Source organism: Paenibacillus sp. 2TAF8, from assembly GCF_052114825.1.
Taxonomy (GTDB): Bacteria; Bacillota; Bacilli; order Paenibacillales; family Paenibacillaceae; genus Paenibacillus.
Window position 1 is genome coordinate 55910 of sequence record NZ_JBFRFN010000020.1, and the last position, 18937, is coordinate 74846.

19 protein-coding genes are annotated in these 18937 nt (G+C 44.8%); 12 read left to right on the forward strand and 7 right to left on the reverse strand.

Annotated elements, in window-relative coordinates:
• The first annotated feature begins 98 nt into the window (after window positions 1-98).
• Genes AB4Z30_RS23505 through AB4Z30_RS23515 form a run of 3 tightly spaced genes read left to right on the forward strand, consistent with a single transcriptional unit; the run spans window position 99 to window position 2208 of the window.
• On the forward strand, window positions 99-551 hold the full coding sequence (locus AB4Z30_RS23505; RefSeq protein WP_441929866.1) for an NUDIX hydrolase: 453 nt from the start codon (window positions 99-101) through the stop codon (window positions 549-551).
• An 18-nt stretch (window positions 552-569) separates the two neighbouring features.
• Window positions 570-1847 carry an MFS transporter gene (locus AB4Z30_RS23510; RefSeq protein WP_441929867.1) on the forward strand — a complete coding sequence of 426 codons (1278 nt, stop codon included), beginning with the start codon at window positions 570-572 and terminating at the stop codon, window positions 1845-1847.
• 7 nt (window positions 1848-1854) lie between these two features.
• Window positions 1855-2208: a hypothetical protein gene (locus AB4Z30_RS23515; protein WP_441929868.1), complete on the forward strand. Its 354-nt coding sequence runs from the start codon at window positions 1855-1857 to the stop codon at window positions 2206-2208.
• A 384-nt stretch (window positions 2209-2592) separates the two neighbouring features.
• Here the strand turns inward: AB4Z30_RS23515 and AB4Z30_RS23520 are convergent, their stop codons facing one another.
• Both AB4Z30_RS23520 and AB4Z30_RS23525 read right to left on the reverse strand, forming a co-directional pair.
• Window positions 2593-3642, reverse strand: coding sequence for a glycoside hydrolase family 53 protein (locus AB4Z30_RS23520; protein WP_441929869.1), 1050 nt, complete (start codon window positions 3640-3642; stop codon window positions 2593-2595).
• Window positions 3643-4021: 379 nt separating this feature from the next.
• On the reverse strand, window positions 4022-4249 hold the full coding sequence (locus AB4Z30_RS23525; protein ID WP_441929870.1) for a hypothetical protein: 228 nt from the start codon (window positions 4247-4249) through the stop codon (window positions 4022-4024).
• 244 nt (window positions 4250-4493) lie between these two features.
• Here AB4Z30_RS23525 and ppk1 point away from each other — a divergent pair, with 244 nt between their 5' ends.
• A complete protein-coding gene (ppk1, locus tag AB4Z30_RS23530) occupies window positions 4494-6575 on the forward strand; it encodes a polyphosphate kinase 1 (protein ID WP_441929871.1) in 2082 nt (693 codons plus the stop codon).
• Here the strand turns inward: ppk1 and AB4Z30_RS23535 are convergent.
• On the reverse strand, window positions 6535-8064 hold the full coding sequence (locus AB4Z30_RS23535) for a Ppx/GppA phosphatase family protein (RefSeq protein WP_441929872.1): 1530 nt from the start codon (window positions 8062-8064) through the stop codon (window positions 6535-6537). The two genes, ppk1 and AB4Z30_RS23535, sit on opposite strands and share 41 nt — an antisense overlap.
• A 24-nt stretch (window positions 8065-8088) precedes the next feature.
• A complete protein-coding gene (locus AB4Z30_RS23540; protein ID WP_123064687.1) occupies window positions 8089-8343 on the reverse strand; it encodes a hypothetical protein in 255 nt (84 codons plus the stop codon).
• Between the two features lie 235 nt (window positions 8344-8578).
• Here AB4Z30_RS23540 and AB4Z30_RS23545 point away from each other — a divergent pair, with 235 nt between their 5' ends.
• Window positions 8579-9238 carry a YheC/YheD family protein gene (locus tag AB4Z30_RS23545; RefSeq protein ID WP_441929873.1) on the forward strand — a complete coding sequence of 220 codons (660 nt, stop codon included), beginning with the start codon at window positions 8579-8581 and terminating at the stop codon, window positions 9236-9238.
• A 356-nt stretch (window positions 9239-9594) separates the two neighbouring features.
• Window positions 9595-9738, forward strand: coding sequence for a sporulation histidine kinase inhibitor Sda (locus AB4Z30_RS23550; protein ID WP_024632651.1), 144 nt, complete (start codon window positions 9595-9597; stop codon window positions 9736-9738).
• A gap of 21 nt (window positions 9739-9759) precedes the next feature.
• Here the strand turns inward: AB4Z30_RS23550 and AB4Z30_RS23555 are convergent, their stop codons facing one another.
• Together AB4Z30_RS23555 and AB4Z30_RS23560 are read right to left on the reverse strand one after the other, a co-directional pair.
• Complete coding sequence (locus AB4Z30_RS23555) at window positions 9760-10011, reverse strand: hypothetical protein (protein WP_441929874.1); 252 nt, start codon at window positions 10009-10011, stop codon at window positions 9760-9762.
• Window positions 10012-10104: 93 nt separating this feature from the next.
• On the reverse strand, window positions 10105-11106 hold the full coding sequence (locus tag AB4Z30_RS23560) for an NAD(P)/FAD-dependent oxidoreductase (protein WP_123064685.1): 1002 nt from the start codon (window positions 11104-11106) through the stop codon (window positions 10105-10107).
• 507 nt (window positions 11107-11613) lie between these two features.
• Here AB4Z30_RS23560 and AB4Z30_RS23565 point away from each other — a divergent pair.
• A complete protein-coding gene (locus tag AB4Z30_RS23565; protein ID WP_441929875.1) occupies window positions 11614-12807 on the forward strand; it encodes an NAD(P)/FAD-dependent oxidoreductase in 1194 nt (397 codons plus the stop codon).
• Window positions 12804-13058: a hypothetical protein gene (locus AB4Z30_RS23570; protein ID WP_293199034.1), complete on the forward strand. Its 255-nt coding sequence runs from the start codon at window positions 12804-12806 to the stop codon at window positions 13056-13058. The genes AB4Z30_RS23565 and AB4Z30_RS23570 overlap by 4 nt, the downstream gene beginning before the upstream one ends.
• Window positions 13059-13417: 359 nt before the next feature.
• Here AB4Z30_RS23570 and hemQ read toward each other — a convergent pair whose 3' ends face one another.
• Window positions 13418-14164, reverse strand: a complete 747-nt coding sequence (gene hemQ / locus AB4Z30_RS23575; protein ID WP_441929876.1) for a hydrogen peroxide-dependent heme synthase — start codon at window positions 14162-14164, stop codon at window positions 13418-13420.
• 227 nt (window positions 14165-14391) lie between these two features.
• Here hemQ and AB4Z30_RS23580 point away from each other — a divergent pair, with 227 nt between their 5' ends.
• The 4 genes from AB4Z30_RS23580 (at window position 14392) to dnaI (ending at window position 18742) form a co-directional block, all read left to right on the forward strand.
• On the forward strand, window positions 14392-14685 hold the full coding sequence (locus AB4Z30_RS23580) for a YuiB family protein (protein WP_441929877.1): 294 nt from the start codon (window positions 14392-14394) through the stop codon (window positions 14683-14685).
• 382 nt (window positions 14686-15067) lie between these two features.
• Window positions 15068-16603, forward strand: coding sequence for a helicase DnaB (locus AB4Z30_RS23585; protein ID WP_441929878.1), 1536 nt, complete (start codon window positions 15068-15070; stop codon window positions 16601-16603).
• A 112-nt stretch (window positions 16604-16715) separates the two neighbouring features.
• Window positions 16716-17630: a tetratricopeptide repeat protein gene (locus tag AB4Z30_RS23590; protein ID WP_441929879.1), complete on the forward strand. Its 915-nt coding sequence runs from the start codon at window positions 16716-16718 to the stop codon at window positions 17628-17630.
• Window positions 17631-17791: 161 nt separating this feature from the next.
• Window positions 17792-18742: a primosomal protein DnaI gene (dnaI, locus tag AB4Z30_RS23595; protein ID WP_441929880.1), complete on the forward strand. Its 951-nt coding sequence runs from the start codon at window positions 17792-17794 to the stop codon at window positions 18740-18742.
• Window positions 18743-18937: the final 195 nt, after the last annotated feature.

Below are 18937 nucleotides of genomic sequence, written 5' to 3' on the forward strand. Positions count from 1 at the left end.
TGAAGAGGGAAACTTGATTGATTCTTTTATTTACAAATTAAGGAACTGATGTTCTAATTATAGAAGTAGACTTTTTGAACAGTGGTGAAGTTGGGAGGATGGAGCAGCATGGAATTGTACTCGTTGTGAGCGTTTCGATCTTACATAAGGGCAAATTGCTTATTATCCAAGAGAACAAAGCATCTGTAAGAAATACATGGAATTTCCCTTCAGGTCGAGTGAAGTACGGGGAAGATATACTGGATGCGGCACGTCGGGAAACCAAAGAAGAGACGGGATATGACGTCAGATTAACAGCCTCAACAGGAGTTTACAATTTCAGAAGCAGTGCTGGGAAGCAGGTGGTTCTGTTCCATTTTATAGGTGATATAACGGGTGGGTCGCTGCAACTGGATGCAGAAGAAATTTTAGATGCGAAGTGGGTCAGACCCGAAGAATTGTCTAACTCAAATGCACTGAATTTACGTGATCGGGAAGTGATGATGCAGATTACGGATAATGTAATGTCTAAAAAAGAGTATCCTTTAATGATTTTTCACAGCAAGCTATAGAAATGGAGAAAGATGTTCATGAAGTCCTCGTATTTAACACGTGCCTTTTATTATCTCTGGACAACTCAAACGGCAGCCAATGCTGCGGATGTTTTATATATTATGGCTCTTACAGTAATGGTACTGGATCGTACGAATTCGCTAGTGTCTGCTGCGCTTTTACCATTGATCCGCAGTGGAGCCCAACTATTAAGCAGCCTTGTTGCACCGCTCTTAATCCAGCGTTTTAAGTTGTCTAGCCTACTCTTTTTGTCACAAACCGGGCAGTTTCTTTTGTTTATCTGTCTGGCTATGTACATACAACTTAACGGAATAGAGGCTTCATTGCTGCTTGTGTTTTCGCTTATATTTGTGATGTCTTTTCTCGATGGATGGACAACGCCAGCTCGTAATGCACTGATTCCGCGACTGGTTACTCATGAACAAGGTTTACTTAAAGCCAATGGACTTATGAGTATCAGCGATCAAGTTGTACAATTTGCAGGTTGGGGCCTAAGCGGCGTAATTGTTGCATTAATTGGATCAAGTTCTACCTTGTTAGTTACAGCCGTTATTTATGGTTTGGCTGCGGTTTTTACACTAGGCGTCAAGGAGCAAGCCCATACGGAGATGTCGGAGAGGCATCTCAATGCGTCATCTGACATTACACCTGACCTTGCCATAAACAGATGGCATACGTTAACAGAAGGCTGGAAAATGATATGGAAGACACCCCGTCTGCGGGTACTTACATTCATGGATATGATTGATATGCTTGGCGGCTCCATTTGGGTAGGGGCCTTCACATTGGCCTTTGTTCAAGTCGCGCTTGGTCAAGGAGAAGAATGGTGGGGCTTTATCAATGCAGCTTATTTTGCTGGAACCATTGGTGGTGGTTTGCTGGTGCTTGCCCTAGCTAGAATCATTGGACAGCGTTATTTTACAGTTATGATGATAGGGATGGCAGGGTATGGAATATTAACCGCGGTTTATGCGTTAAACTCACAGCCTTTTGTTGCGTTGATTCTAGTCATGTTGATGGGGCCGTTTGCTGAGCTTGCAATGATCAACCGGCGTACGTTAATTCAGAGTAGTGTGGCTGATCTGATGCTGCCCAAGGTTTTATCGGCTCAAGCCTCGATGATGCATCTCGTATTTTGCATATCTTTGCTAGGCATGGCCTGGCTTGCTGAATACATTGGCATCGTCAACCTCTATTTGTTTGCAGCTGTATTGACGATTTTAGCCATTGTAGCTGGTTTACTGAATTACCGGGCTTTTCAGGATCAAAAAGTTCATCGTCAAATGATGAATTAGGGGGAGAATGATGGTGGTTAATGATGAGTTACTAGAGCGAAAGCCTGATCGTTTCAGACTACCGGGAAATAGGATTCGTTTCATATCTGCATTTCTTTTTTCAGTAATTATCGGGATGATTTATACATGGTTAATCGTTAATGAAACGACAAACGGGTATCTCAGAGCAATTTTGCCAAGTACAGATGGAGCCGATCTCTATCAATATCTTCCGGTCATCTTTCCTGCATTTGTATTTTCGTATATTGTACAGAGAAAACACATGATTCTGATCGAAAATATATCGTTTAGCTGTATTCAAGCGATTATTGCTATCCTCAGTCTTTTTGCATCTCTTATTTCTGTTATGGTGTTCGTGTAATTTCGAACAGGATCATTTGAACTCGCACCCGGAACGCTCAATCGTAGCTCCCTTCAAGCACCCAGTCTATAGGGGGACAACACTAACGCTCTTCAACGTCAAAAGGCGCTATCCCTAAGGGGAAGCGCCTTTTGTGAATCTTATCTTACTCCCGTGAAAAGACCAGGCACGTTTTTAGAAGCCCTTTCCTAAGGAGCAGCGCGTAGTGGAGGGGGCGGGATCGATTCTGGAGAAGCGGAGCGTTCGCGTTTGACCTCGGATTTCCCCCTATGGAGGGGGAATTCAAACAGAAATCCGAGGACAACCAGCGATCGAAAGAACGCCCCGTTCCTGTAACGTACACCCGCAGCCCCCTCCCGCGCATGAGGCTTCTAACCTCTGTGCTTAGTCAATGAACCCTTCCATGGTAGCTGTTGGCATCATATTCGACTGCCATGCACCTTTGGTATATCCCGCATTATAACCTGGAGTAGCTTGTGGTTCCCAGTAGAATACGCCTTTTCCTTTGCCACCGGGCAAATTGCGAATTTGATTTTTCATCGCTGCGACAAAGCTTTTGCCTGCCGCTGCCTGATTGTTGTCCATGCCAATTTCGGAGATCATGATTTCTTTGCCATAACGGTTGATCATATCCTTTGCATTGTTGACCGTCTTGGTCACCGCTGTGTTCCAGCCAGAAGCGGAAGGGTAGAGGGACATCGCGATCATGTCAAAGTTAGCTCCATTATTGATCAGTCCTCCGATGTTCCAAACAAACAAAGCATTATCGTCTCCGTTTGCAAGGTGCACCATCGTTTTGGTACCGTTGCTTATGGATTTTACAGCATTATGTCCTGTATTCACGAGCCATGCATAATTTTTCATGTTGACTGAAGCTTTGCCATCCTCCCATAACATACCATTGTTCGTTTCGTTACCGATCTGTACCCAGTCCGGGGTAACGCCCTTGCTTTGCATCGTTGTCATTACATCACGGGTATGGTTCCAGACAGCGTCCATCAATTGTTGGAACGTATAGTTTTTCCATGCGGCAGGTTTGGTTTGTTTGCCCGGGTCTGCCCAGGAATCACTGTAATGGAGCGTGAGCATGACGCTCATGCCCGCATTTTTGGCGCGTTGTGCGAGAGAAGCAGCGCGATCTTTATTCATGTAACCGTTACCATAATCATTCGAAGGATTAACGAATACCCGGATGCGGACGGAGTTAATCTGGTAATCCTTTTTCAAAATATCAATGATGTCCCGTTGTACCCCGTTTTTATCTTTCCACTTGTAGCCTTGAGCTTCCATGCTGGGAACCCAGCTGATATCGGCTCCCTTAGCAAAACCCGGTGCAGCGCTGACGTGCTGGCCTGCAGGCAGCAGGACAGAAGTAAAGAATAAAACAAATGCCAATAAAAATCTCACTTTGGAACCCCTTACATTTCTAAACATGACAACATGCCTCCTCGGTTATAAGTTGAGATGCATCCTCATTATAGCCTTCGGAAATCATGCTCCTAAAGGGTCCGTTTCCAATATTTTGGTTGTTTTCTTAACTTTCCATCTTTTTCACACGTTACATCTCTATGCATTATAAAAAAGACAAAACAAAAAGCCGTCCGAAGACGGCTTTTCTACCCGTGGCGCTTTTTTGAAACATTGATCCGTATCCCGCGCCTCCATTACCATCCAATTTATTTGGAAGTAGTGGATCGGGTAAGGGACACGTTCAACATGTGATTAGATATGTTGACGCACCTCCTTTCCTTGTGGCAAGAGTATACAACACTCTGTTTCGGAAAGCTAGTCTTTTTTTCATATTTACGCAAAATTATTTTTCAGTTTGAAACATCGTCGTTTCCCGTGCATAGTGGCTTTTTGTTCCATCGTCATTGCGAATCCGTACACTGTCATCACTGATCTGCTCCACAATGCCGCGGCCAACTTCGCAATATACCCCTGCAGGATCTTCTTGCCATGCGGTAACTACACATTGAGACAGGGCAGCGGTAAAAAACTCAATATTTTTTTGTAACGTTCTAGGTTTGTTCGATTTCATGAGATACTCCTTTAAAATGACTTAAATTTGGGATAACAACAGCCGATCAAATCACACTGATATTCACTTTACCTTGTCTATTGTGCTTTGTAAAGGGATGGAAAAAGTTACGGTCATGAGTTATCATTTACATAAATTTAACATTGCGTTAACATTCCGATGACGCTTGGAGTCGATTACGAATAGTACAATTATAGTAGACGTTCAAATAAGAATTGACATGCATCACATTCGGAGGCCATACATGCATAAAGATATTAAAACAGGCAACTATGTTAATCGTGATTTGAGTTGGGTTGAATTTAATCGGCGTGTGCTTCAGGAGGCACAGGACTCCACAACGCCTATGCTGGAGCGGATGAGGTTCCTTAGCATCGTTGCCAGCAATCTGGATGAGTTTGTCAGTGTCAGACTCGCAGAGACCAAGGAGAAGATTAAGGCTGGATTCACACAAAAGGATTTCACAGGTTATGCTCCTCCGGGGCTGTATCGCAGGTTAATTAAACGAACCGGGACCATGGTCGCGGAGCAATATAAAACGTATCATGAGCTCATTCGCCTTCTCTCCAAGAAAGGTGTGAACATCCAGGAGTATGCGGATCTTAATGTTACACAGCAACGGGCAATGGATCAATATTATCATGACATTATTTTTCCGGTGCTTACGCCGATGGCTATCGACCAGAGCCGGCCTTTTCCGCTGGTACACAACAAGTCCGTTTATCTGTCCATAATGCTGCAAAAAGAAGATGAGCAGGATGGCGAGCCGTTTATGGCGATCGTGCAGGTACCTTCGAATCTTCCTCGCATTGTGAAGGTTCCCCTGAGGGCCAATAGCAAGAAAAAAAGTTTCATTCTGATCGAAGACCTGATTAAACAGCATGTGCATACCTTGTTCAGCGGATATGTATCGCTGGCTGTGCAGGAGTTCCGGGTGACGCGAAATGCGGATCTCTCCATTAATGAAGAAGAAGCGGAAGACTTGCTAGAGGCCATCGAAAAAGAGCTGCGCCGCAGACGTCGCGGAGCGCCCGTCAGGCTGGAAGTGTGCAAGGATTTCCGTAGTGACGCACTACAGGAGCTGCAAGAGGAGTTTGAAATTCAGGATCCGATCTTTGAAATTGACGGACCGCTGGATCTCAGCTTTTTGGCTGGATTTGTGGATAGCCTCGAAGGTTTCTCTCATCTGAAATATGGTCCTGTACAACCTGTATATCCGCCTGAGTTCCTGCCGAGAGAAAGTCATTTTGAACTGCTTCGCAGACAGGATGTGCTGGTTCATCACCCGTATGAATCGTTTGAACCCGTAACAGATTTTATACTGGAAGCTTCGGAAGATCCACAGGTTCTGGCCATCAAAATGACGCTATATCGGGTAAATGGTGACTCACGTCTTATACCAGCGCTTGCGCTCGCTGCAGAGAGCGGTAAGCAGGTTACCGTTGTTGTGGAACTGAAAGCCCGATTTGATGAGGAACGGAATATTGCATGGGCTCGGAAACTGGAAAAGGCAGGCTGTCATGTCGTTTATGGTTTGGTCGGCCTGAAAACACATGCAAAAATCATTCTCATTGTACGCCGGGAGCAGCAAGGGCTACGGCGATATGTTCACGTTGGTACGGGGAACTACAACGAAAGCACTGCCAAAGTGTATACGGATGTAGGTTTGTTCACCTCTAACCCAATCATTGGCGAGGATGCATCCGAACTGTTTAACGAGATTACCGGTTATTCTGGTCCGAAGGCATTGCAAGCATTCCGTGTTGCGCCAGATGGCATGAAGGACGAGTTGTTCACATTGATTCGCAGAGAAACAGAGCATGCATTGAAGGGGAAACGTTCTCGAATCATTGCCAAGATCAACTCTTTATCTCATCAGGAAATGATAGATCAATTATATGTAGCTTCGCAGGCAGGGGTGCAGATCGATCTGATTGTTCGCGGTGTGTGCTGTTTGCGTCCGGGTGTAGAAGGGCTGAGCGAGAACATTCGTGTGATTAGCATTGTGGACCGTTTTCTAGAACATTCCCGGTTGTTTTACTTCGAAAATGATGGTAAGCCTGATGTTTTCATTTCCAGTGCAGATTGGATGTCACGTAACTTAAATCGACGCATTGAGCTCATGTGTCCTGTATTTGATCCTTCATTGAAAAAGATGCTGGTGGATATCCTGAATTTGTCGCTGAATGACAATGTGAAGGCCAGAGAACTTATGCCAAACGGCAATTATATATTTGTGAAAAATGAAAAGCCCCCGCTGAGAAGTCAGACGGAGGCGATGGGAATTATCCCTTGGAAGCCTGCTGAGTGGAGTGTTTTATCGTAACTCCCCAGGCTTCCTGTAAATCTTTAACGGCATCTTCTAGACTGTTTAATTCCAGTAAAGGCTCGTCTGTACAGGTCAATGTGACCAGCAGCGAGTCTTTTTCTTTGACTGCGTGAATGGCAGCGATGCTCTCCGCACGGTTGATCGCTTCGGCTGCTCGGAGCAAAGAGCCGATACGGTGAGCATGTTGTGCATCCGAATCTTTTAGAATATCCTCATGCTTCTGCAGCAGTTGGGGTGTTCTTTTTTTTGGATGATAATCAGCTGCAATAGCACTAAGAATCGTTTCCCTGTGGGAAAGACCATAGATGCTTGCATTCATAATCCAGTATGCCGAGTGCTGTGTATACCGAAAATAGTTAATCTGTTTACCAGCCATGTGCAGCATGGAGGAGGCGTACAGAATTCGTTCATCAGATTCATCAGGTGCAGCCTCCTGCAACGCGGTGTATAAGTGAACTGTATCCTGATGGATCCGGTTCAGACGTTTCTCTGGGATCGGCGGGCCATAGTGAAGGAAATTGCGGATACTGTCTTTCAGTGCATCCGGCGCGGCAGGCTGACCAGATGCGAGATAGTCTCTCAAGAGGCCGTCACGAAGTCCTGCTCCGCTCACCACATAACGATCTCCCTGGATGATACGGAAGATGGTACGCAGGATCAGTACGCCAGGTACGATAATGTCAGCCCGATCCTTGGCGAGACCCGGCACCTTTTTGCGTTGGGCCGAAGTAAGATAGGGCAAGGAATGGGCGATATTTTCCATCGCTTCTTGTCTAATCTCATAATGATGTGACACTGGCAGAGAGTACTGTGTCCGTTTTTGTTCTACTTTTGCGAGTGTACGCATCGTACCGCCCAGTCCGATCAACGGCAAACCGGGATGTTCCCGAATCCAGTCCTGCCCCTTTAATGCCTCGATAACGTTATTGCACAGTGCGAGTTCATTGGCTTCGGTCCATTGATCCTCGCCTCCATAACGGGCATGAGAATTCACGGCACCGATCGGCAGGGACACGCTGTGCAATCTTTCGCGATTGCGGAATACGGTGATTTCCGTACTGCCGCCCCCGATATCCACAACAAAACCGTCCTTCAAATCAATGGACTGAATCACGCCCAAAAATCCGTAATAAGCCTCTCGATCTCCCGAAACACATTCAATAGTAAGTCCAGTCTCATTTTCTAGCCAGGAAATAATCTGCGCGGCATTGGTTGCATTGCGGATAGCTGCTGTCGCGGCTGCCCGAATCATTTCCGTTTGATAAGCTTCGCAGGTAGCTTTGAATTGCCGCAAAATAGTCATCGCGGATGTTAAAGACTGCCTTTGAATGCTGCCATCCGGTTCAACAACCCCGCTTAGTCTGGCAGCATATTTGTCTTCATGAATAATGCGGTACGCTCCATCTTCACTCAATTCATAGATCACTAGACGAATGGAGTTTGAGCCAATATCAACAATTCCAAGTGTTTTATTATTTCGTGTCATAAGCATCTCCTTCTACAAAGTCAGTTACCCGTAATGCAACAGGGCAGCCATGGCTTCCGGTGAGCCTGGAGGCGTGGCAGAGAAGGGCGTGGTGAACATCACGACGATGATAAAGACGATGAAACAGGCAAATAAAATACAACTTAGGGCAAAGCCACGATTGCGTTTTTTGATAAACAGACGAATCCCGATTACGAAAAGAAGTACTGTCACCGCGACCAGTACAATCGACATTGCGAAGTAGGCTACACCATAAAGTGATTTGAAAAATGCTTCCATGTCTTCTGAACGCTCCTTAGAACCTCATTTTTAGCTAATACAAGTCATTCTTTAGTAGCATACGACAGATTGAACCGTTTGAAAAGTAAACCGGCGTTTGTCCCGGAATCCGTTGCACGAAGCAGGACATGTTCCACAGAAAAGGGGCCCCTGCCTTGGACAATCATCCAAGAAAATCATCCATGGGTTGAGTATGTATAAGGAAGGAGCATTGTTTCAGAGAGGAGATCAACCCATGTCGAGACAATTAGCAAGCAAATGGCGGAAGACGGCTGCATTAATAAAATATCCGGTGGCTGCTGATCATATTCCGCAGACAAAAGCATTTAATTCAGCTAATTTGCTGTTTATGTTGCAACGTTACGGAATGGTATACATTAAACCCGTTGTTGGCGGTGGAGGATATGGCGTAATCCGAGTATCCAGCAGTGGTGGGGTCTACAGGTATACACATATGAAGGTTAGTCGTTCTTTCGCCAGCTTTAGACAGATGTATCGTTCCCTTGTGCGGGTAAAGGCAAAACGAAGATACTTGATCCAACAAGGGATTCATCTTGCAACCATTCACGGAAGACCTGTGGATTACAGAGTTAAGGTGGTCAAGACTGCGCAGGGCTGGGTATTTCGTTCTTTGGTTGGAAGACTTGCCCGTCCGGGTTTGTGTGTGACAAATCTGAGTAAGGGAGGAACGATGCTGTCCGGCAAAAGAGCACTAGCCTTATCGCTGCCTCACATCGCTAATCGGCATAAACGGCAGGAGATGCGTTCATTGACGCTGACTTGTACACATATTATGGAAACGCAGTTCCCTGGCATTGGTCAGCTGGGATTTGATTATGGTTTGGATCACTCCGGCAGAATATGGATTTTGGAAGTGAATACCAGACCTCAATGAAAATTGCTGGAAAGTCTAAAGAAAACGTAGGGAAAACCGATAGTATATACAAGAGAAATCGGTTGAAAAGCGTTTGAAAATTTTCGGTTTTGGGTAATACAGTCGGAGCATCGAAGGAAAATATGAAAATATCTCTAATTTTTCTGTTTATCCTGAATTTCATAGAGATGCTATTCATCCTGTGTATAATTAATGTCCACATTATCCACCCATATATATTCTATGTTTTTTCCAATTATCAACAAACTATGCACAGGATTTCCACATGTTGTTGTGGATAACAAGAACGCTTGTTCTCTTCCGTGATCTCTGATATGATAGTTTTGAGGAAAATAAAGGAAAGGTTGTGGCGGGAAATGGCTATGTTATCCGATGAGATGTTGTTGGATTCCTACCATAAAGCGATCGAACTGGATCTCGAAAGAGATTTCATCGCGCTGCTATTGGCAGAAATCCATAAGCGCAAACTGGGTACTGACGTATCTGCCATACTTCACTAGAGATCCTCATTGCAGGCAATGTTACAGGTTTCCGGACAAGTCCCATAAAGAGACAGGCAGCAGTGTGCTTGTTTGACAATGGTGACAATACAACAAGTGATTGCAAACGCTCTCGGTTTCGTCTGCCATGTCAGAGGAAGCCTGAAGTTCGTAGGGGCTGTATGGTCCGGTGTAGTCTTCTAATTTGCCGCATTCTGACAGTCCCTGAAGGCAGTGGGGACAAGCCTGCTCCGGTACAACCAGACCGTTACACAGCGGGCATATATAAGACAAGGGTATCCCTCCTGATTATGAGATTGCTCAGGAGTAAGATACCCTTTTTTGTGCCATATTATGTGATTTCTCTTATGAGGTGAAGTCTTTACATTAACGTTTCATGTTACTGCTGTGTCCAGGAGACAACTTGGCATCTGGATCGAAGTATACTTTTGCATTATTCACTGCAGTAGGAGCTTCGCCGAAGCCAACAGCAATCAGTTTCAACTTGCCTGGATATGTTGTAATATCTCCGGCAGCAAAGATGCCAGGTATAGACGTTTCCATGCGTGAGTCCACAACGATGGAATTGCTATCAATTTCGATACCCCATTCGGCAATCGGACCAAGGGATGAGACGAAACCAAAGTTAACAATGACATCATCCACTTCGATTTCTTGTGTTTCTTTCGTTTTAACATGCGCGAGAGTAACCTTCGTAATCGTGTCATCTCCGTGAAGTTCCGTAATTTCGGTTGGTGTGACAACGTTGACTTTGGAATTCATCAGGTTTTCCACACTGTGCTCATGTGCACGGAACTTGTCCCGGCGGTGAATCAAAGTAACTTGCTCAGCAATTGGCTCAAGCATAAGTGCCCAGTCCACAGCAGAATCTCCACCGCCGCTGATCAAAACTTTTTTACCTGCAAAAGCGTTTAAATCACTGATGAAGTAATGCAGATTGGTTTTCTCAAACTTTGCTGCACCTTCCAGTTCAAGGCGTCGAGGTTCAAAGGCACCGACACCAGCTGTAATAATAACGGCTTTGGCATGATATTCATTCTCATCTGTCTTTACGATGAAATGCTGTTCTTCTTTTTTCTCCACCGATACTACTTTTTCTTCCAGACGAATGTTCGGGTTAAAGTGGTTCATCTGCTCGATCAGGTTGTTAACCAGTTCCTGAGCAGTTACTTTTGGGAAGCCGGCTACATCATAGATGTATTTCTCTGGATATAGGGCAGCTAGCTGTCCACCAAGCTGAGGCATACTTTCTACCAGCGTAACGGATGCCTGACGCATACCTCCATAAAATGCAGCGAACAGGCCCGCAGGACCGCCGCCGATAATAAGCAAATCGGTCATTTCATGACCGGATGTCTGTGCAGTCAACAATCAACAACACCTTTCTTATTTTAATAGGTAGAGACCAGTTATTATTTTTGCAAATTACGTAATATAATCTGCATGGGTGCAAAACGTTCTTTCCTATTATAAACGGTGTAATCTGGGTTGCAAAGTTAGCTGGATCACTAATTCGAGAATAATTGATGAAGATATGGTGAGAATAGGATGAAATTGGAAATGAAAGGTTATGAAAAATAACAAAAAAAACCTTGATCTTTGCGTCAAATACAGATATCCTTGACCTGTACTATGTGTTTTTTTGTCAAAATAAGAGTGATGTAATCGGGTCGAGACACTCCTTGTGTTTTGTGGAAACTTGTGGTTAATTTCACAACTAAAATCGATGATATGCGTATAGAGTTTCAAAACCATTCATGAAGTTTACATTTGTCGTCATAATGGATAAGACCTGAGCAATACTTGTAAGTAAGAGCATTTTGCATTCCACCTATGGAAAGGGAGGGTGCGAGCGAAACCGGAAGGAGTACAGATATGAGCAGCATTCCCAAAATCGTCATTCTCGGAGCGGGATATGGCGGCATTCTGACAGCCCAGCGGCTGCAGAAGGAACTGAACTATAACGAAGCCGACGTCACCTTGGTGAACCGGCATGATTATCATTATATTACAACCCATCTACATATGCCGGCAGCTGGCACGGATAAGATAGAACATGCGCGAGTTTCGATTTCCAAACTGATTGATGAGTTCAAAATTGATCTTGTGAAATCATCGGTGAAGGAGATTCGTCTTCAGGACCGTAAAGTTATTCTGGAGGATGGTACGTTGTCCTACGATTACCTAATTATTGGACTGGGCGGAGAACCAGAAACTTTTGGTATACCGGGTATGCTTGACCATGCGATGACGATTCGCAGCATCAACTCCGTAAGGTTGATTCGGGAACACATCGAATATCAATTCGCGATGTACAAAAACGATAACAAACGAAACCGTATTCGTTTCGTTGTGGGTGGAGCCGGTTTCAGTGGAGTGGAATTTGTCGCAGAACTTGCAGACCGTATCCCGCAGCTATGCAAAGAATTTGACGTGGACCCAAAACATGTACACATCTATAATGTTGAAGCTGCACCTTCGGCATTGCCGGGATTCGATCCGGAACTTGTGGAGCATGCAATGAACGTACTGAAGAAAAAAGGGGTTACGTTTAAAATTGGTGTTCCGATTAAGCAATGCCTTCCTGATGGTGTAATTATTGGTGAAGGCGAGAAAATAGACGCAGCCACAGTCGTATGGACTGGCGGCATTCGTGGAAATTCCTTACTTGAACAGGCGGGGCTTGAAGTGATGCGTGGCCGTGTAAAGGTAGATGAATATTTGCGTGCTCCTGGGCATGAACATGTGTATGTAATCGGGGACAACTCCCTTGTGTTTAACAAGGAGGGCAGACCGTATCCGCCAACAGCACAGATTGCGATGCAGCAGGGTGTGAATTGTGCGAAAAATATTGTCGCAGCCATTCGCAACAAGCAGCCTCAGCCTTTTGAATTCACCAGCAAAGGTACCGTTGCCTCTTTGGGTAAAGGGGAAGCAATCGCTGTCGTTGGGGATAAAAAATACAAGGGCTGGAAGGCGGCGCAATTGAAGAAATTGGTGGATATGCGCTATTTGTTTATCATCGGAGGTATTCCGCTGGTCTTGAGGAAAGGACGGTTTTTCGGATGAGACATTGCAGTGTACAGGTACGTGGTCTGTTAACCCGTGAGGAACTGGATCGCTACAACGGCCTGATGCAGGTTGGCGGTTATCTGGAGGAACAGAATCAATATGACTTGGCTTACATCGTTCAGAAAGAAGTGGACATTCTTATCCTGCCAGCGATTGAACGGCTGAAGGAAAAGGGCCGTGACCGTGACCGTGCGACTGCTGAGTTTCTCGAATCTCTGAAAGCGGTTGATGAAGAGGAGCAGGATTAAGATTTTATTAAGTTCTAAAAAGAGTTTACACTCGCACACTTCGATGACAGAATAACCTTTCAATCGCTGTTATTCCCGAATTTTTTGATTCCCTTTTTTAAAGGGGAAAATTCGGTGATAAAGGCGAGCGCTTCGCTTTTCCAGGTTTTTTCTGTCCTCTCCGTTTTTTGTGTAAACAATGAGTTCAACTAAAACAAATCTAAATCAAGCTTGAAGTTAAGTAATACTGAAAGACTAAAAAAAATCACCGCGGAGCAATACGTCCGGCGGTGATTTTTTATGCTGTCCTTAAAATATAAAAAATCGTTCAGCCTACCTTAAGAGAAGGCAAGCTGGACGATTCTTGCATGTATAAAAAATTACAGCTTGAGCATCTCTTCCAGTGTGTTTTCATTCAGCAAGCTTCCGACATAGAAGGAGCCAAATTCGCCATAACGTGCACTGACTTCATCAAAACGCATCTCGTACACGAGCTTTTTGAATTGAAGAGCGTCATCTGCGAACAGGGTAACGCCCCATTCCCAGTCATCAAATCCGACAGAGCCGGTAATGATTTGTTTAACCTTGCCTGCATAGCTGCGACCGATCATGCCATGACTGCGCATCATAGTGCGACGCTCATCCATAGACAGCATGTACCAGTTGTCGTTCAGTTCACGCTTTTTGTTCATCGGGTAGAAACAAATGTATTGGCGCTGTGGCAGAACTGGCTTAAGACGGGCAATAATTTCCGGATTTTGCATCGGATCTTCGCCTTCTTTGCCAAGATAGTTACTCAGTTCAACTACACTTACATATGAATAAGCCTTGGTTGTGTACTGGGCAAACGTTGTTTTGTTGAAAGCGTTCTCTACTGCTTTCAGATCTTCCAGCGTTTCGCGCAGATGCATCATCACAAAGTCTGCCTTCTGGCCGACGACCGTATAAACAACGGTACTGCCTTGGGAAGCCTCCTCGACATTTTTCCATTCGTTCCAAAACTCCTGAAGCTCGTCCAGGGCAACAGCACGTTCTTCATCGTCGGCTGCTTTCCAGGCGGTCCAGTTCATCGAGCGAAAATCATGCAGGGCATACCAGCCCTCCAGGGTTGATGCGGCTTCGTTCATGGATATTGTTCCTCCTGCGGATTATATTTCCAAATCCCGGTAAGGGATGGTTTAGTGCTTTATCGTTATATTGTATCTCAATATGAAGCAGAAGGGCAAATGATCTTCTCGTGAAAATCGGTAGATTTGTCCAGAAAGTTCGTTGCTTCGCCACATTTTTTGCGGTAAACTTACTACTATCCAGAAGGGAAAACCGAAAGTGCGAAAGAAGAGGTGAACGTCAGCCGATGCAGTTTATACCGGTGCTCGTATTAATGGTATTATTTTTTGTTATGATGTTTGGTATCGGTTTCATATTGAATATGCTTATGAAAACCACCTGGTTTCCTTCCTATTTGTTCGTCATCGTTATTTTGCCTGTGGTGGTGTACTCCCTATGGGATCATTCGTCTACGCTCGTATCACATCTGGGATCTTTCCAGATCGTTGATTACATGACAGGGGTTGCAGGTTTGGCGGGGGCGATCATCAGTGGCTGGACGATTCAGAAGCTTCGTCTGGGCGGCTATCGTATGTTCTGATGGCTGGAAAGTGAAGGGAATTGCCATACGGAATGAGAAAAGTCTTGTCTTTGACGCAAACGCTTACGCGTACAAAGGGAAGGCTTTTTTGTTGTGTTGAACGTTGTTAAGCAATATTTGTCCGCTTTTTTTCATATACATTAATTGAGCAGGTTCAAACTATTTCCCTTGTAATCTTGGACTGCAGCTTTTATAGTATTCTAGCGACTCTTTGAAGTGAGTCACTTGAAAATTCGCCCAATTTTGCGAAAACGTGAACGATGTCGACCTAGGACGAAACGGAGTGAGAACGGGTTCGTTTTTTACCTGTTTTTGAACATTTGAGGATCGGACATTTATGATAGAATAGAAAAACAACGTTTGGGAAGAAGGAGATCAGGCTATGCGCATGAAGAATTTGCATCATTATACGGAACATCATCGCTACTGCGTATACAGGGAGTTTGGGTTAAGCGCCCTGGACGACCGCATGCTCACAGGAGCTTACCAGCCTATGGTAGGTGCTTTTGCGGTTGGCTTGTATCGGCTGTTATTTCAGCATCTTCCCGGAGAACAGGTCGGTTATTCCCCACTTGAGCAGCAGCGTAGGCTGTTCATGACATTGGGGCTGGAACCCAGCGAGAAAGGACGTAAATATCTGGTCGAACAGGCATCCAAGCTGGAAGCAGTAGGTCTTCTGCAGACGTCGAGGGTCTATATTCCAGAAAATGATGATTACATCTATGAGTATGAACTGCAACCGCCGCTCTCGCCGGCAGAGTTTTTCCGCACACAGCATCTGACACTGCTGCTTCGGGACAAAATTGGCAAGTTTGCTGTATTGTCGCTGCGAGCTGGTTTTTCGGCAGTTGAAAATGGGGATGCACCTTACGTTGTAGCTAATAAAGAAAATATCTCAGTTCCTTTTTACGATATATTTGAGCTCAATACACATGTGATTGATTATGAGCTGGAGCAGGCATTATCCGAAGTGTCCACCTCGGCGCAGCGAACAGGCACGAATGATACAGCCGAGGAGAACACGCTGAATTATGCTGATATTATTTTACGATTCCCGCGTGAGTCTGTGAACCGTCGTTATGTGGAACAGCTGCGCTTTGATCATGAGCAGCTTGGGATCGTCAATTATGTGGTGAACAAATTTAGCCTTAGTGTGCAGGATGTGTGTCGTCTGCTGGATGAGGATGGTGTCTTCAATCCCCAAGGCCAGCTGTTACTGGATGATCTGCAGCACAAAGCAAGCATGCAATTCAGACAGACCAAGAAACGTCAGGAACAACAGACGGTACAAGCCGCCAAGGTGGTTGCACTTCGGCAGCATATGGAGGAGCCGCAGCCATATACCGATTCTGGCGAACCGCCGGTAGAGCACGTTGTACAGATGGAGTATTATGTCGAGGTGCCGCCGCAATTTTCAACCAAATGTGATATCCATCAATATAATATGATGCTGCGTAACGAGCCGTATACAAGGTTGCTGCAGACGTTCTTCCCAGGGGCTGTACCGGATAATCTGGTTGATATTTTTGAGAAAATCGATCTGAGTTACAAATTGCCTGGGGAAGTGATCAATGTATTGATCCATTATTTGATGGCATTGCTTGTATCCGGTGGCGAGCAGCGAATTAACCGTAATTTTGTAGAGGCGATTGCCTCCAATATGTTGCTCAAGCAGGTTAATACGTATGAGAAGGCTGTGCAATATATTCGTGATCAGGCGAAGGTGAAAGGCAAGCAGGCTGCAGGAGCAGCTGGAACCCGTACCCGTACATACGGCAAAGGAACCAAAGCCAAACCCGAGATTCCGATTGTACAAGACATAAGCCATGATGGGGATAACGTCTCGGAAGAAGAGTTCGAAGAGATGATGCGGTTTGCCCAGGAGATGCAGGCGAGTAAGCAAAAAGGAACATCATAATAGAAGAATACAGGCGGGTCCCTTGTAAGAGGTGACTCGCTTTTTTTAATCAATATAGGAACAGCCTGTTCATCGAAGATGCACACGTCAATTGAGAAGGAGGAACCGTCCATTGAGTACGAATCAAAAAGCTATCGAATGTCTTGAAAATAATGATTATGATACGGCGTTGAATCTATTCCAGCAAGCATTGAATGAATCAAGAGATGTTCAGTCTTTGACAAATCTGTCCTGGATCTATTATCACGAAGAGGGGGATATCGAAGCAGCTATTGAATTGGCTCAAGAAGCAGTGAAGTTGAACCCGACCTCTCATTTTCCTTATAGTCTGCTGGGCGAATTGCTCGTGGTGAAGGAGAGATGGGAAGAAGCTACGACCGTATTAACGAACTCTATCCATATGGAACCTTCCAAAGAGTCTTACAATAACCTCGCAATTGCCAAATACTATCTGGGAGAGTGGGATGAGGCTTCCGTTTTATTTTTGAAAAGTGCTGAAGCTTCTGATTATGCCATGTACAGTCATATCCACTGCCTGATCAAGATGGGTAAAACAGATGAAGCAAAACATAAACTGCATGATTTCTCAGTAAATGATGATGATTTTGTTGGAGAAGTACATGTCGCAGAATTGTACTTGGAGCTTGCATGTTTTTCCGAAGCCGTGCATTGGTTTGAAAAATCTTGGAACACTTATGATAAGTCGCCCCACTGGGTATGCGGATATATCTATGCTTTAATTCAGGCCAATGCAATGGAACGTGCGGTTGAAATTGCAGAAGAATGCATTCGGCTAAAACAAAATGACATTGAGCAAGAAGAGGCAGAAGTGTGCGATGAGAATTGGACAGAAAGTGACAAGGCGGCATACCTGATTCGATTGCAAAATGAGAAACAGGAATACGAACATATGATTGAACAAATTTCTTCGGGATTTGCTCCGCCATTTCAATTGACGACATCTTCAAGCTCCAGATGTTACTTATTCGGTTGTACCAGACATGGTCATTCGGAGTATACGAATTAGAATAGCCATGGAATCATTCGGTGCTGTAGTTTTTCCAAATGTATCAGTTGAGTTATTGTCCGCTTTTCTATAGAATGAACAGTACGAATGATTGAACATCAAGTGATAAGTATGTCCCATTATTCAATAGTATAGATACTTTCAAAAGGGGGCTTGAAGCCATGGAATCCTTGGGAGGACTGCTTCAGCAGCTGAACCCTTCCTTTCGTGAGCAGTCGCGGCGAATTATGGCGGATTTGTTGGAAGACCCGTATGTGCGCGAGTTCCGCGCAGGTCATCCTGAACTGAAAGATACACAGCTCATGCCCGATCTGAGCAAGCTGTTTCAGTATGCCAAAGATTCGAAGAACTGCGCGAATTGTCCGGGACTCGACAACTGTCCCAACGATTTTCAGGGTCATTTTTGCAAACTGGAAGTAGAGAACTTCAACGGTAAACCCGAAATTATAGATATTAAAGCACCTTGCTCGAAACAGATTGCCCGCCAAAACGAACATATCATCAAACAGCGGATTCGCAGTTTCTATGTGGATGAACGTGCACTAAGTGCTGGCTATAATGATGTGGAAATTATGGGTAAAGATCGCATGCGTGCGCCAGCGGTGAACCGGGTGCTTCGTTATATCAGCGAGGCCAAAGCCAATGGACTTTCAACGCAAGGGCTTTATCTGGAAGGTTCGTTTGGAACTGGCAAGACGTTTCTAATGTGTTATCTGCTGCATGAGCTTGCAGTTGCAGGTCATACGGGCGTTATCATTTATATGCCGGACTTTGTGGAAGATCTGAAATCCATGATCAGTGAAGGACAGAAGCTTAAGGAAATGACGGATGTTCTGAAAAGCTGTGACCTGCTCATCTTTGATGATATTGGTGCAGAGAACCTGAACCCATGGGTACGGGATCATGTGATGGGCTCGATTCTCAATTATAGAATGAATCGCAAGCCAACGTTCTATACGTCCAATTACAACCTGGAAGGGCTAGAGAAACACCTGAGCTTTACCAACCGGGATGGCGAGGAAACGAACAAAGGTCAACGTCTAATGGATCGCATTCGTCCATTTGTGGATGTTATTCAGGTTCGGGGCGAGAACCAACGGGGGAAGAGTTGAACTGATCTGCTAAAAATCTTTGAATCAGAGTAACCTGAAATCATTAGAACTGTTTCGGGTTTAACAAAGTAAAATGGAATGTAGTACAGAGATTTATTCCGAAGAGGAATATTTATAACATTCTCTATAATAAATATAAGCCCTTTCGAATTCCTATTATGGAAGCGCAAGGGCTTATATTTGCAATGATTATTA

Coding starts and splice junctions, on each gene's coding strand:
- AB4Z30_RS23505 (WP_441929866.1), top strand. CDS start 99: ATGGAGCAGCATGGAATTGTACTCGTTGTGAGCGTTTCGATCTTACAT.
- AB4Z30_RS23510 (WP_441929867.1), top strand. CDS start 570: ATGAAGTCCTCGTATTTAACACGTGCCTTTTATTATCTCTGGACAACT.
- AB4Z30_RS23515 (WP_441929868.1), top strand. CDS start 1,855: ATGATGGTGGTTAATGATGAGTTACTAGAGCGAAAGCCTGATCGTTTC.
- AB4Z30_RS23520 (WP_441929869.1), bottom strand. CDS start 3,642: ATGTTTAGAAATGTAAGGGGTTCCAAAGTGAGATTTTTATTGGCATTT.
- AB4Z30_RS23525 (WP_441929870.1), bottom strand. CDS start 4,249: ATGAAATCGAACAAACCTAGAACGTTACAAAAAAATATTGAGTTTTTT.
- ppk1 (WP_441929871.1), top strand. CDS start 4,494: ATGCATAAAGATATTAAAACAGGCAACTATGTTAATCGTGATTTGAGT.
- AB4Z30_RS23535 (WP_441929872.1), bottom strand. CDS start 8,064: ATGACACGAAATAATAAAACACTTGGAATTGTTGATATTGGCTCAAAC.
- AB4Z30_RS23540 (WP_123064687.1), bottom strand. CDS start 8,343: ATGGAAGCATTTTTCAAATCACTTTATGGTGTAGCCTACTTCGCAATG.
- AB4Z30_RS23545 (WP_441929873.1), top strand. CDS start 8,579: ATGTCGAGACAATTAGCAAGCAAATGGCGGAAGACGGCTGCATTAATA.
- AB4Z30_RS23550 (WP_024632651.1), top strand. CDS start 9,595: ATGGCTATGTTATCCGATGAGATGTTGTTGGATTCCTACCATAAAGCG.
- AB4Z30_RS23565 (WP_441929875.1), top strand. CDS start 11,614: ATGAGCAGCATTCCCAAAATCGTCATTCTCGGAGCGGGATATGGCGGC.
- AB4Z30_RS23570 (WP_293199034.1), top strand. CDS start 12,804: ATGAGACATTGCAGTGTACAGGTACGTGGTCTGTTAACCCGTGAGGAA.
- hemQ (WP_441929876.1), bottom strand. CDS start 14,164: ATGAACGAAGCCGCATCAACCCTGGAGGGCTGGTATGCCCTGCATGAT.
- AB4Z30_RS23580 (WP_441929877.1), top strand. CDS start 14,392: ATGCAGTTTATACCGGTGCTCGTATTAATGGTATTATTTTTTGTTATG.
- AB4Z30_RS23585 (WP_441929878.1), top strand. CDS start 15,068: ATGCGCATGAAGAATTTGCATCATTATACGGAACATCATCGCTACTGC.
- dnaI (WP_441929880.1), top strand. CDS start 17,792: ATGGAATCCTTGGGAGGACTGCTTCAGCAGCTGAACCCTTCCTTTCGT.